Annotated in this window: 13 protein-coding genes; 10 read left to right on the forward strand and 3 right to left on the reverse strand. The window is 67.4% G+C overall.

Annotated elements, in window-relative coordinates; all coding sequences use genetic code 11:
- Positions 1-3: 3 nt before the first annotated feature.
- Entirely contained in the window at positions 4-777 is a 774-nt protein-coding gene (locus HAV22_RS07670) for a putative hydro-lyase (protein ID WP_166858197.1), read from the reverse strand.
- A gap of 144 nt (positions 778-921) precedes the next feature.
- Here HAV22_RS07670 and HAV22_RS07675 point away from each other — a divergent pair, with 144 nt between their 5' ends.
- Complete coding sequence (locus HAV22_RS07675) at positions 922-1,857, forward strand: LysR family transcriptional regulator (RefSeq protein WP_166858200.1); 936 nt, start codon at positions 922-924, stop codon at positions 1,855-1,857.
- A 162-nt stretch (positions 1,858-2,019) separates the two neighbouring features.
- On the opposite strand, the gene HAV22_RS07680 is transcribed toward HAV22_RS07675, so the two are convergent.
- A complete protein-coding gene (locus HAV22_RS07680) occupies positions 2,020-2,331 on the reverse strand; it encodes a hypothetical protein (protein ID WP_166858202.1) in 312 nt (103 codons plus the stop codon).
- Between the two features lie 570 nt (positions 2,332-2,901).
- Here HAV22_RS07680 and HAV22_RS07685 point away from each other — a divergent pair.
- The 7 genes from HAV22_RS07685 to yghU all read left to right on the forward strand — a co-directional run bounded on the left by HAV22_RS07685 (position 2,902) and on the right by yghU (position 11,526).
- Positions 2,902-3,111: a cold-shock protein gene (locus HAV22_RS07685; protein WP_166858204.1), complete on the forward strand. Its 210-nt coding sequence runs from the start codon at positions 2,902-2,904 to the stop codon at positions 3,109-3,111.
- Positions 3,112-3,380: 269 nt separating this feature from the next.
- Positions 3,381-4,634, forward strand: a complete 1,254-nt coding sequence (locus tag HAV22_RS07690) for a putative Na+/H+ antiporter (protein ID WP_208296108.1) — start codon at positions 3,381-3,383, stop codon at positions 4,632-4,634.
- Between the two features lie 46 nt (positions 4,635-4,680).
- Complete coding sequence (gene hepT, locus HAV22_RS07695) at positions 4,681-5,154, forward strand: type VII toxin-antitoxin system HepT family RNase toxin (RefSeq protein ID WP_166858206.1); 474 nt, start codon at positions 4,681-4,683, stop codon at positions 5,152-5,154.
- A gap of 86 nt (positions 5,155-5,240) precedes the next feature.
- Entirely contained in the window at positions 5,241-5,813 is a 573-nt protein-coding gene (locus HAV22_RS07700; protein ID WP_166858208.1) for a DUF2760 domain-containing protein, read from the forward strand.
- On the forward strand, positions 5,810-7,663 hold the full coding sequence (locus tag HAV22_RS07705) for an Hsp70 family protein (protein WP_166858210.1): 1,854 nt from the start codon (positions 5,810-5,812) through the stop codon (positions 7,661-7,663). The genes HAV22_RS07700 and HAV22_RS07705 overlap by 4 nt, the downstream gene beginning before the upstream one ends.
- Positions 7,660-10,440: an Hsp70 family protein gene (locus HAV22_RS07710; protein ID WP_371869573.1), complete on the forward strand. Its 2,781-nt coding sequence runs from the start codon at positions 7,660-7,662 to the stop codon at positions 10,438-10,440. Before HAV22_RS07705 ends, HAV22_RS07710 begins: the two co-directional genes overlap by 4 nt.
- A gap of 225 nt (positions 10,441-10,665) precedes the next feature.
- Positions 10,666-11,526 (forward strand): glutathione-dependent disulfide-bond oxidoreductase, encoded by an 861-nt coding sequence (gene yghU, locus HAV22_RS07715; RefSeq protein WP_166858212.1) that lies wholly within the window; start codon positions 10,666-10,668, stop codon positions 11,524-11,526.
- 24 nt (positions 11,527-11,550) lie between these two features.
- Here yghU and HAV22_RS07720 read toward each other — a convergent pair whose 3' ends face one another.
- Entirely contained in the window at positions 11,551-11,922 is a 372-nt protein-coding gene (locus HAV22_RS07720) for a lysozyme inhibitor LprI family protein (RefSeq protein ID WP_166858214.1), read from the reverse strand.
- Between the two features lie 50 nt (positions 11,923-11,972).
- Between HAV22_RS07720 and HAV22_RS07725 the strand changes: the two genes are divergently transcribed.
- Both HAV22_RS07725 and HAV22_RS07730 read left to right on the forward strand, forming a co-directional pair.
- A complete protein-coding gene (locus HAV22_RS07725; protein WP_166858216.1) occupies positions 11,973-12,179 on the forward strand; it encodes a hypothetical protein in 207 nt (68 codons plus the stop codon).
- Positions 12,180-12,268: 89 nt separating this feature from the next.
- A complete protein-coding gene (locus tag HAV22_RS07730; RefSeq protein ID WP_166858217.1) occupies positions 12,269-12,931 on the forward strand; it encodes a PRC-barrel domain-containing protein in 663 nt (220 codons plus the stop codon).
- Positions 12,932-13,033 lie beyond the last annotated feature (102 nt).

A 13,033-nucleotide genomic window follows, 5' to 3' on the forward strand; every position in this document is an offset into this window, starting at 1 on the left:
TTTTTACAACGTCGCCAGCGATGCGTTCGGTATGTCGGTCACCAGCATGTAGCCGGGGCGATGGGTGATCACGAACGGCAGGCGCGCGACGCGGATCGCCTCCTGCGGCGTGACGCCGCAGGCCCAGAACACCGGCACTTCGTCCGTCATGACCTCGACGGCGTCGCCGTAGTCGGGCCGCGCCAGGTCGGCGATGCCGATCAGGCGCGGATCGCCCAGGTGCACGGGCGCCCCGTGGATCGCGGGAAAGCGGCTCGTGATCTGGATTGCGCGGATCGCATCCCGCGCCTTCAACGGCCGCATGGACACGACCATGTTCCCGCCGAACGGTCCCGCGACTTCGTTCGGGATGTTCGTGCGGTACATGGCGATGTTCCGGTCCTGCTCGATGTGGCGCAGCGGGATGCCGGCGGCCAGCAGCATCTCCTCGAACGAGAACGAACAGCCGATCGCGAACGCGACCAGGTCGTCGCGCCACAGGCCTTCCAGCGACACCGGCGTCTCCGCCAGTTCGCCGTCGCGGTACACGTAATAGCCCGGCACGTCGGTGCGCAGGTCGAGGTCGGCGCCGAGCGCCGGCACGTTCCACGCGCCCGCTTCGCCCACCGCGAGCAGGGGGCACGCCTTCGGGTTGCGCTGGGCAAAGCGGAGAAAATCGTGGGCCTGCGCGTCCGGCAGGATGACGAGGTTGGCCTGGGCAAAGCCGCCGCAGAGGCCGGCGGTCGGCTTGCGGAATTCGCCCGCGCGGACCAGGTGACGGAACTGGATCGGTTTCATGGGGGTTCTCGAATGGTAACGACGTGAAACAAGCATAGATGTGTATTCACGTTCCACCAAGCCACTTATTTTTATCGGATGTGTTAAGTTTTCCTAAACGCGTCTGCTCACCGCTCTCCTTATTCTTAAAGTATTCTTTACGCCATGAATACCCGCTTCCTCGAGACCCTGGTCACCCTGGCCCAACTGCGCAGCGTCCGCGCGACGGCGCGCGCCATGCACGCGACGCCGGCGGCGATCTCGCTGCGGATCAAGGCGCTGGAGGAAGAGCTGCAGACGGAACTCATCGACCGCAGCACCCGTGAATTCCGGCTGACGCCGAACGCGGACTATTTGCTGAACCACGCGAAGGCCGTCGTGGATGCGACCCGGCGCCTGCGCGAGGCGGCGCGCACGGAAAGCGCGGTGCGGGGCCGGCTGCGGCTGGGCGTGATCGAGACGGTGGTGCACAGCTGGCTCGCGCATTCCGTGCACCAGTTGAACACCAGTTTCCCCGAACTGGAAATCGATCTCGTCGTGGACACGAGCGCGACCCTGGACAAGCGCCTGCTGGCGGGAGAACTCGACCTGGTGGTGGGCATCGAGGGCATCAACAGCAGCGAGATCACGTCCGAGCCCCTGGCCGTGTACCCGGTCCGCTGGATCGCACGGGCGGGATTGCTGGCGCCGCAGCGGGAAGGCCTGGCCCAGCGCCTGCTGCAGTTCCCGATCCTGACCTTCGGCCGCGGCACCGCGCCGCACCGGGTGCTGGAAGACATCGTCACCCGGCTTGCCAACCTGAGCGGGGTGCCGCTCGAACAGACCCGCATCACCTGCTCGCCGTCCGTGGCGGCCATCATCCAGCTGATCCGCAACGGCTTCGGCGTGGCCGCGATTCCCTGGCTGTTCGTCAGCAGCCATCTCGAGAACGGCGAATTCGTGGAAGTGCCGCTGCAACCCGTGCCGCCGCCGATCATCGTGTCGATGAGCCGCCGCACGAACGCGCCGGTGGCGGTCCATGCGGCGGCGTCCGCCGTGCGCTCGGCCTGCGCCGAATATTGCGGACAGGTCGACGGGCGGTATATCGAGAGCCTGGGCTGAGTGCGTCCAGTGGGCGGACGCAGCGACAGCGTTATTGCTGGCGCTTTTTCTCTTCCTTTTTGACCTTCTTGTCCGCTTTCTTTTCTTTTGCGGTCTTGGCCGGTTCCTTCTTCGTGGACTTTTTCGCGTCCTGGCTTTTACTCATTGTTTTCTCCAGTCAAATTAGTGAATCACGCATCCGCGCAGCTTCGGCAGTGGCTGAAGGGCAACGGCAACGTCGCCCTCGGGATCTTCTTCCGTTTTCAACTGGATCCATGCCAATACCTCGGCAATACTGGCCAGGCCGCTGTGCAGGGATGCGCGCGCTTCGTAATATTCGGAAACCTCAAGATTGTCGGGTTCCGGCACGAGGACAATGGCATGATCCAGCGCCCGGATTCGCATTTCCAGCTCTTCCAGATCGGACGCGAGCGCGTCATGGAGTGCCTGTATGGCCGCCACTGCATCATCCATATCGTAGGATTCTTCATTCATCGCAGTTCTGTTTTCAGCCTTATGGTTGTCTTGGTGATACGCGGCATGGAGAAGTCGTCCGCCCACCGGGCGGGGCGTGCGATGACAGGAAAGCTTGATAACGGAAGGGACTAAACTGGACCGCCGCGAACGGCATGGCAAGGAGGACAGCAATCCGGGACGCGTGGACACACGATACAGCAATTATCCACATGCCGCTTGGCCCGGGTGGCCGCGGCGCCGGTCAACCTGGCTCCTCCGCGCGCCGCGGCAGCGTAACCGTGAAGGTCGTGCCATCCCTTGGATTACCCCGATTCCGCGACATTCGCATCGACGGGGCACACGGCAATAACAGCGTTATTCGGCACCGATGGATAATCCGACAAAAACCGCTTTCCGAAAATAAATCCGAAATACTTAGGTGAACCGGGCAAAGTCCTGTATCTTTCGTCCGGCACTACATCAAGTCGTTGTTATTGTTGGTCTTTCTCTCCCGTTCGCCTTCCGGCGGTCCTGTTTGATTTCCTCCTTACTCTCTTGGTCGTACTGCGTTCCGGGCGTCTTGCCCAAGCATCTACAAGGACTGAAAAAATGACTACTCAAACCGGCACCGTGAAATGGTTCAACGATTCCAAAGGCTTCGGCTTCATTACGCCTGACGCAGGCGGCGGCGACCTGTTCGCCCATTTCCAGGACATTCAATCGGAAGGTTTCAAAAGCCTTTCCGAAAACCAGCGCGTTTCGTTCGTGCGCTCGACGGGCCCGAAGGGCGAAAAAGCCGGAAGTATCCGCGCAATTTAATCGGTCTGATTGATTGCCGAAACGCACCACGCAGATAGCGTGGGCGTTTCAACCGGCGATAAAAGAAAACGGATTCATGTAATGTGAATCCGTTTTTTATTATGGATGTCCAAAGCCCCGCACCAAAAGGCCGTGCTCGCTGCCGACGTCGCGCCCGGCGTCACGGGATTGCGTGCGCATCTTCTCTGACGCTCTCCAAGGACGATGGCAGGCGGCCGGCCGTGGGACAATAGCGGGATGACGATATCGAATCACGAGGAACCCCGCCCATGACCACGACCATGCACAAGGTCGCCCTGATCCTGTTCGTGCTCGCCCTGCTGCACACGTTCGCCACCCGCCTCTTCGAAGTCCTCGCGCACCGCCATCCGCGCCACGCCGGCCTGTTCCACCTGCTCGGCGAAGTGGAAGTCGTCTTCGGCTTCTGGGCCTTCGTGCTGATGCTCGCGATGGCCTTCGTCGAGGGCAGCGCGGCCGCCATCGACTACGCGGAATCGCGCCATTACACGGAACCCCTGTTCGTGTTCGTCGTGATGGTGGTGGCCGCGTCGCGGCCCGTGCTGGAGACGGCACGCGCCCTCGTGCGCCTGCTCGCGCGCCTGCTGCCGCTGCGCACGGAGCTCGCGCAGACGTGGCTCGGCCTCGCGCTCGTGCCGCTCGCCGGGTCGCTGATCACGGAGCCGGCCGCGATGACGCTCGCCGCGCTGATGCTGGCGCCGTCCGTGTTCCGCCAGGGGATGCCGGAGTGGCTGAAATACGGGGCGCTGGGCGTCCTGTTCGTCAACGTGTCGATCGGCGGCACCATGACGTCGTACGCCGCGCCGCCCGTGCTCATGGTGGCCACGGCGTGGGGCTGGGACAGCGTCCACATGCTCACGCACTTCGGCTGGCGCGCGTTCGTCGCCGTCGTCGTCAACGCCTCGGTCGTCACGTATCTGCTGCGCACGCACCTGCGTCCGCTCGACGTGTCGATCGACGGCGAGGCGCCCGTGCGCGTGCCGCCGCTCGTCGCGCTGACGCACCTGGCCGTGCTCACCGCCGTCGTGCTGCTGGCCCACCATCCCGTGCTGTTCCTCGGGATCTTCCTGCTGTTCCTCGGCGTCACGCACGCGTATCCGCGCTACCAGGACCCGCTGATCCTGAAGGAAGGCCTGCTCGTCGGCTTCTTCCTCGCGGGCCTCGTCGTGCTGGGCGGGATGCAGCAATGGTGGCTGCAGCCCATCGTCGCGCGCCTGGAGCCGACCGCCCTGTTCTTCGGCGCGCTGGGCCTGACCGCCATCACGGACAACGCCGCCCTGACCTATCTCGGTTCGCTGATCGCCGGGCTGTCCGAGCGCGCGCAATACATGCTCGTGGCGGGCGCCGTCGCGGGCGGCGGGCTGACCGTCATCGCCAACGCCCCGAATCCGGCCGGCGTCGCGCTGCTGCGGCGGGGCTTCAACGACGAGTCGATCGGGGCCGTCGGCCTGTTGCTCGGCGCCCTCGCGCCCACTTGTGCGGCAGCCGTGTTGTTCTTGTTGTAAGTTATCCCTTGGAGCGGGACCCTCCACGTCCCGCAGCGAGGGAACCATGGATCAAGACCTGCTGGTCAGCAAGACGGGCACCATCGAGCGCTGCTGCAAGCGTGCCCGGGACGAATACGAGAAAGACCCGACCACCTTCGTCGGCGACATCACGCGCCAGGATGCGGCCACCCTGAACGTGATCCGCGCCTGGGAGGCGGCCGTCGAGATGGGCGACCACGTGCTGGCCGACCGCGGCCTCGGCACGGCGCACGACGAGCGCGAGGTCATCACCCTGCTGGCGGAACACGGCTGGATCGAGCCCACGCTGGCCGAAGACCTCAAGCGCACGGGCGAATTCTGCCGCGCCGAATGGGATTACCAGACCGCGCCGCTGCCCGCGCTGGTGACCATCATCAAGCGCGGGCTGGACGATTTCGACGTGTATGCGCGCGCCCTGCTCGCGGGTGCCACAGCGTTGCCGGCGGCGCACGACGCGGACGGCACGGAAGAATGGGAAGCCGGCGACCCGGCCATCTGAACCCGCCGGGGCGCAGCCGTTGTCGAACTGATTACGGTCCAACTGGTATCATGCGCCCTTTCACGAACCGCGAACGACTCGAGACCATGAGCCAACCGACCCATCTGCCATCCTTCTGGAGCCGGCTGTCCCTTGCCTTCGGCGCCTTCTTCAAGACCCTCGGCGACGCCGAGTTCGCCGCGCGCGTGCGCGACGACCAGGTCGGCCCCATCGCCGCGCCCCCTCCAGCACCCGCGCCCGAGCCGAAGCCGGCTCCGGCCCCTGCCCCGCTGCGCATCGCCACGCCCGACGCCGCCCTGCAACTGCTGGGCCTCCTGCAGCGCGAGGCGCGCCTGATCGACTTTGCCAACGAAAACATCACCGTGTATGCGGACGCCGACATCGGCGCCGCCGCCCGCCTCGTGCACGAAGGCTGCGCGCGCGTGCTGCGCGAGCACTTCTCCATCGAACCCGTGCGCGGCGAGCTGGAAGGCTCGCGCATCACGCTGCCGGAAGGCTTCGACGCCGCGAGCGTGCGCCTGACCGGCAACGTCGTCGGCAAGGCACCGTTCACCGGCACCTTGAGCCACCGCGGCTGGCGCGCCCGCGACGTGCGCCTGCCGCAACTGGCCGATAAACACGACGCATCCATCATCGCCCCCGCGGAGGTGGAACTGTGAACGACGCGACCAACAACGATGCCCGCTACGCCATCGGCATCGACCTCGGCACGACGCACAGCGCGCTGTCGTACGTCGACCTGACGGCCAGCGACGGCGAAAAGGCCGACCAGGGCGTGCTGGGCATCCCGCAATTGAGCGGCCCCGGCACCGTCGAGGCGCTGCCGCTGCTGCCCTCGTTCCTGTACCTGCCGCACCCGGACGAGCTGGCGCCGGGCGACCTCGCGCTGCCGTGGACGAACGGCCAGGCCGCGCCCGTCGTGGGTGACATGGCGCGAAGCCGCGGCGCCGCCACGCCGATCCGCCTCGTGTCTTCCGCGAAGAGCTGGCTGAGCCACCCGAGCGTGGACCGCCGCGCCGCCATCCTGCCGACCGATGCGCCGGAAGAAGTCGAGCGCGTGTCGCCGCTGGCGGCATCCACGCGCTATCTCGAACATTTGAAAGCGGCCTGGAATGCGGCGCATCCGGACGCGCCGTTCGAACGGCAAGCCGTCACCGTGACGATCCCTGCGTCGTTCGACCCGGCCGCGCGCGAGCTGACGGCGGAAGCGGCGCACAATGCCGGCTACGGTACGCCAACCTTGCTGGAAGAACCGCAGGCCGCGCTGTACAGCTGGATCCAGGGGAGCGGCGGCCGCTGGCGCAAGCAGGTCAAGGCGGGCGACATCGTGCTCGTCGTCGACGTGGGCGGCGGCACGAGCGACTTCTCGCTGATCGCCATCCTCGAACGCGACGGCAACCTGGAACCGCACCGCGTCGCCGTCGGCGACCACATCCTGCTGGGCGGCGACAACATGGACCTCGCGCTGGCCCACCTCGTCGCGCGCAAGCTGCAGGCGAACGGCACGCAGCTGGATGCGTGGCAGATGCGCGCCCTCACCTACGCGTGCCGCGGCGCCAAGGAACACCTGCTCGCGGATGCCGATGCGACCACGTGGCCCATCGTCGTGCCGAGCCGCGGCTCGAAGCTGATCGGCGGCTCGATCCGGACAGAACTGACGCGCGACGAAGTCACGACGTTCATCACGGACGGCTTCTTCCCGCGCGTGGACGCCAGCGCGCGCCCGGCCGTGCGCACGCGCGCGGGCCTGACGCAAGTGGGCCTGCCGTATGCGCAGGACGCCGCCATCACGCGCCATTTGGCCGCCTTCCTCGGCCGCCAGGCCGGCGCCACGGCGGAGCTGGAAGGTTTTGCGACCAACCCCGCGCACACGTTCCTGCATCCGACGGCCGTCCTGTTCAACGGCGGCGTGTTCAAGTCCGACGTCCTCGCCCAGCGCGTGATGGACACGCTGAACGACTGGCTCGCCGCGGAAGGCGCGGACGGCGCGCGCATGCTGGAAGGCGCGGACCTCGACCTCGCCGTCGCGCGCGGCGCCGCCTATTACGGCTACGCGCGGCGCGGCGGCGGCGTGCGCATCCGCGGCGGCACGGCCCGTTCCTACTACGTCGGCGTGGAGTCGTCGATGCCCGCGATCCCCGGCTTCGAGCCGCCGCTGGAAGCGCTGTGCGTGGCGCCGTTCGGCATGGAAGAAGGCAGCGAGCTGGAATTGCCGGGCCAGGAATTCGGCCTCGTCGTGGGCGAGCCCGTGCACTTCCGCTTCTTCGGCTCGAGCGTGCGCCGCCAGGATCATATCGGCGACGTGCTCGAATCGTGGAGCACGGACGAGCTGCAGGAATTGAACGAGATCCAGGCGACCCTGCCGGCGGATGGCCGCGCGCCGGGCGACGTCGTGCAGGTCAAACTGCACGCGGTGGCGACGGAAGCGGGCACCCTGGAACTTGTGGCCGTGGCCCGTGACGGCCAGCGCTGGAAGGTCGAGTTCGACGTCCGCAGCACCGAGCAGTGACCCGTACCGCAGCAGCCCGCGTCGGCATCGACCTCGGCACCACCAACACGGTGCTGGCCTATGCCGACGCCGGGTCGGACCACGTCACCACCTTCGCCATCCCGCAACTGGTGGCACCGGGCGAAGTGGATACGGCGCCGCTGCTGCCGTCGAACCGCTACCATCCGCTGGCCGGCGAACTCGCGCCGGACGCGCTGCAACTGCCGTGGTCCGCGCCCGACGTGGGCGGCGTGGAACGCGTGGCCATCGGGCGTCTCGCACGGAGTCTCGGCGCGGCGTCGCCGGGACGGCTCGTCGCGTCAAGCAAGAGCTGGCTGTCGCATCCGGGCGTGGACCGCACCGCGCCTATCCTGCCGTGGGGCGCGCCGGACGACGTGCCGAAAATCTCGCCGCTCGCCGCGAGCGCCAGCTATCTCGCGCACCTGCGCGCGGCGTGGAACCAGCGCTTCCCCGCCCGTCCGCTGGAACGGCAGGAGATCGTCCTCACGATCCCCGCATCGTTCGACGAAGGCGCCCGCGCCCTCACCCTGGAAGCGGCCCATCTCGCGGGCTTGCCCGACGTGCGCCTGCTGGAAGAACCGCAAGCGGCCTTGTACGACTGGCTGCAGCGCCACCGCACCACCTTGGCCACCGACCTCGCGGATGCGAAGCTCGTGCTCGTGGCCGACGTGGGCGGCGGCACCACCGACTTCACGCTCGTCAAGGTGGAACTCAAGGATGGCGAGCCGACACTGTCCCGGATCGGCGTGGGCAACCACCTGATCCTTGGCGGCGACAACATGGATCTCGCGCTGGCCCACCTCGCGGAATCGCGCCTGGGCGACAGCCAGCGCCTGTCGGCCGGCCGCCTCGCGCAACTGACGGAACGCTGCCGCGCCGCCAAGGAACAGCTGCTGGCGCCCGATGCGCCGGACGAAGTGGCCGTGACGCTGCTGGGCAGCGGTTCGCGTCTCATCGGCGCCAGCCGCTCGGCGACGATCACGAAGGCCGACGTCGAGCGCATCGTTCTGGACGGCTTCTTCCCGTCGAACGAAGCCCAGGAAGGCCCGCAGCGGGCGCGCGCCGGCATCGTCGAATTCGGCCTGCCGTATGCGAGCGACCCGGCCATCACGCGCCATCTGGCGGGCTTCCTGCGCCAGCACGCGCACGCGGCACGCGAGGCGTTGGGCATAGCTGACGACGGCCGCCTGCCCATCCCCGACACGCTGCTGCTGAACGGCGGCGTGTTCCGCGGCGACGCGCTGGCGCGGCGGCTCGCCGACGTGCTGTCCGCCTGGCGCGGGGGGAGTGTCCGCGTGCTGCACAATGCCGATCCGGACGTCGCCGTCGCGCGCGGCGCCGTCGCGTATTCGCTCGCGCGGGCCGGGCTCGCGCCCGCCATCGAGAGCGGCTCGGCGCGCAGCTATTATTTGCTGCTGGAAGAAGGCGAACGCCTGCGTGCCGTGTGCGTGCTGCCGCGCGGCGCCCGCGCCGGAGAGGAAACCACGCTGGCGGACCGGAGCTTCGCCCTGCGCCTGGGCCGGCCCGTGCGCTTCCACCTCGTCTCCACCGTCGCCGATACGGCCGCGGCGGGCGATCTCGTCGACCTCGATCCCGCCGACGTCGTGCGGCTGCCGGCCATCGCGACCGTGCTGCGCGCGCAGGACGCGAAGACGGCGTCGATTCCCGTGCAGCTGGCGGCCGCGCTGTCGGAACTGGGCACGCTGGAGATGGCCTGCGTGGCCGAGGATGGCAGCGGCCAGCGCTGGCGCCTGGAATTCCAGCTGCGCGGCGAAGAGGAAGCACCCGAGGTCGTCCATCAACACGTCGACGACGCCATCAAGCGCATCGACCGCATCTTCGGCGCGCGCAACCAGCAGGTCGAAGCACGCGAAGTGCGCCAGTTGCGCGGCGCGCTCGAGCACGTGCTGGGCGGGCGCGAACGGTGGGAGACCCCGCTGCTGCGTCGCCTGTTCGACGTCCTGATGGAACGCGCGAAAGGCCGGCGCCGCTCCGCGGAACACGAACGCGTGTGGCTCAACCTGGCCGGCTGGTGCCTGCGGCCCGGCTTCGGCGACCCGCTCGACGACTGGCGCATCCAGCAGTTGTGGGCCCTGTTCCCGGCCGGCGCGCAGTACTTCAAGGACACCCAGGTGCGCGCCGAATGGTGGACGTTGTGGCGGCGCGTGGCTGGAGGCCTGTCGACGGAGGCGCAGCTGCGCCTCCTCGACGACTTCGCGTTCAACCTGCAGGCCGAACCAGCCGACCGGGCGAAGCGTCCCGCCACGCTCGTCGACGGCAGCGAGGACGACATGCTGCGCCTGGGCGCATCGCTCGAACGCATCCCGGCCGCCTACAAAGCGGAGATCGGCGACTGGATGGTCGGCAGGATCATGGGCATCCCGGCGTCGCCGAAGCCCGATGCGAAGGCGGCCGCCACGTATGCGCGCTACCTGTGGGCCCTCGCGCGCGCGGGCGCCCGCGCGCCGCTGCACGGGAGCGCGCACGAGGTGGCGCCGCCGGATGCGGCCGGCCGCTGGCTCATGGAACTCATGAAGCTGGACTGGAAACGGATCGAACCGGCCGGCTTCGCCGCCGCCCACCTGGCGCGGAAAACGGGCGACCGCACGCGCGACATCGACGAGGCGCTGCGCGCGCAAGTGCTGCAAAAGCTGGCAGCCGCGGGCGCGCCTGCGAGCTGGTCCGCACAGGTGCGCGACGTCGTCGAACTGGACCAGGAAACGAGCACGAGGATGTTCGGCGACGCGCTGCCGCCGGGCCTGAAGCTGCTGCGCTAATAGTAGATGGTAGGGTGGGCACCCCTGTGCCCACGCGGACGTTTGCGGAACTGAAGCTGCTGCGCTGATAGTAGATGGTAGGGTGGGCACCCCTGTGCCCACGCGGACGTTTGCGGACCGCATACGTTACGCGTGGGCACGGGGTGCCCACCCTACAGCGGGGCGGCGGGAAGTCGGCTTTTCGGGCATCATCGCTTCTCCACCGAGCCAGCGAAGGAGAGTGCAATGTCCGACCCCACGAACCCGTTCACGACACCGTACGTCCCGCCCCGGGTGTGGTCACCGGCGACGCCGTCCGGCGGTGCGTTCGCCAGCATCAACCGGCCCATCGCGGGCAAGACCCACGAGCAGGAACTGCCGGTCGGCAAGCATCCGCTGCAACTGTATTCGCTGGGCACGCCGAACGGGCAGAAGGTCACGATCATGCTCGAGGAACTGCTGGCCGCGGGCCACGCGGGCGCCGAATACGACGCCTGGCTCATCCGCATCAACGAGGGCGCCCAGTTCGGCAGCGGCTTCGTCGAGATCAACCCGAATTCGAAGATCCCGGCCCTCGTCGACCGCAGTGGCCCCACGCCCGTGCGCGTGTTCGAGTCCGGTTCGATCCTCGTCTACCTGGCGGAAAAATTCGGCGGCGCGTTCCTGCCGCAAGACATCCCGGCGCGCACGGAAACCTTCAACTGGCTGATGTGGCAGATGGGCTCGGCGCCATTCCTTGGCGGCGGCTTCGGCCATTTCTACGCGTATGCGCCGGAAAAGCTGGAATACCCGATCAACCGCTACGCGATGGAGACGAAGCGCCAGCTGGACGTGCTCGACCGCCTGCTGGCCGAGCGCCGCTTCGTCGCGGGCGACGACTACACCATCGCCGACATGGCGATCTGGCCGTGGTACGGCGGTCTCGTGCTGGGCGAGCTGTACGACGCCGCCGAATTCCTCGGCGTGCACCAGTACCAGCAAGTGCGCCGCTGGGCCGACGAAGTGCGCGCGCGGCCGGCCGTGATCCGCGGCCGCAAGGTCAACCGCGTGCGCGGCAAGCCCGAGGAACAGGTGCTGGAGCGGCACGACGCGTCGGACCTGGACTGATCCGCGCGCGGCCGCTTAGCGGCCTCACAGCTTGCTGTTCTGGCAGCCCGAGCTCACGCACTCGCGCAAGCGGTCCTGCAGGAATTGCCCGCGCTTGACGGTCGTGTCCGTCGCGCACTCGAGGTTGACGTAGAACGCGCTGCCCTCGTGCCGCGAGCAGCTGTTGTTGCGCTCGTCGATCCACTGCAGCTGGCCCGCCTTCAGCCGCTTCTTGCCGTCCGCATCGAGCTTGCCGGCCAGCTTGCCGTACGTGCTGTTGAGCTCGTTGTCCGCTTCCTGGTACACCTTGTTCAGGCAATACAAGCCGTCGAAATCCTTCTTCGGCTTGTCGCATGCCGAGTTCGCCTGCGCGGCACCGGCCGCGCACATCAGTACTGCCACCATCCATCGTTTCATTCGTTTCTCCTTCATGCGCGGTAACAGGGATTCGTATTGCGCTATTGATCATGAACAAGCCCAACATGATAGTCCAGCGGATGGCCTTCGATTCTCACCAAGTATTACGTGACGCTACTTTTCGCGCCGTCCAGAAAACCGTGCCAGAAAGCTTTTTCCCCGCGTCTAGCGGGCGCGCGGCGATGCCGATTGTGGCTAGTATCAAGCGGTCGGTGCCGGCATCGCGCGGGCCGCTGGCCGCGACCGGGCACGATTGAGTGAACGCAAACGCGTGCCGTCCGCCCCCGTTACCCTGGATGGGTTGCCGCACCGACGGCCCTGCAATCATCGACACCAGGAGGACAAGATGAGCTACGCAGATCGCGACAAATACGGCATGTACAACGCCACGACCACCCGCGCGGGCCATGCCGGTCCCGGTCCCGCACTGATGGGGGCCGACACCCTGATCGGCGACAGCGTCGTCAACGCTGCCGACCAGGACCTGGGCGACATCAAGGAAATCATGCTCGACATGCAGACCGGCCAGGTCGCCTACGCCGTGCTGTCGTTCGGGGGCTTCCTGGGCATGGGCGACAAGCTGTTCGCCGTGCCCTGGCAAGCACTGCACCTGGACACCGTCCACAAGCGCTTCGTGCTCGACGTCGACAAGGACCGGCTGCAGACCGCACCGGGATTCGACAAGCACGCCTGGCCCGACATGGCGGACGCCCGATGGGCCCAGCACATCCACAACTTCTACGGCACCGATCCCACACGGGCCGGCGCGCCCACCATGGGGCCGAACGTGGCGATGCGCGGCATGGTCGGCGGCGGCACGGGTGCGGGCTCCGGCGTGGGTGCTGGCATGGATTCGATGGGGGCCGGCCACGCCGGGTCGGCGGATACGGGCATGGGCGCCGGCAGTTCGATGGCGGGCGGTGGCGCCGGCGGGAGCATCGATCCGCGGCCCGGTACCGCCGGAGACGACAAGGACCTTAGCAAAATCCGCGGCAGCAACATCGGCTGACTCGTCGGCAGCCGCATGAGGCGTCATAATGTCGCATGGCAGCATCACCCATGCGACATTGACACCGAAGTTACCAACTTGTAACACCAACAGTGCTTCGCT

Source organism: Telluria antibiotica (assembly GCF_011682055.1).
GTDB lineage: Bacteria > Pseudomonadota > Gammaproteobacteria > Burkholderiales > Burkholderiaceae_D > Telluria > Telluria antibiotica.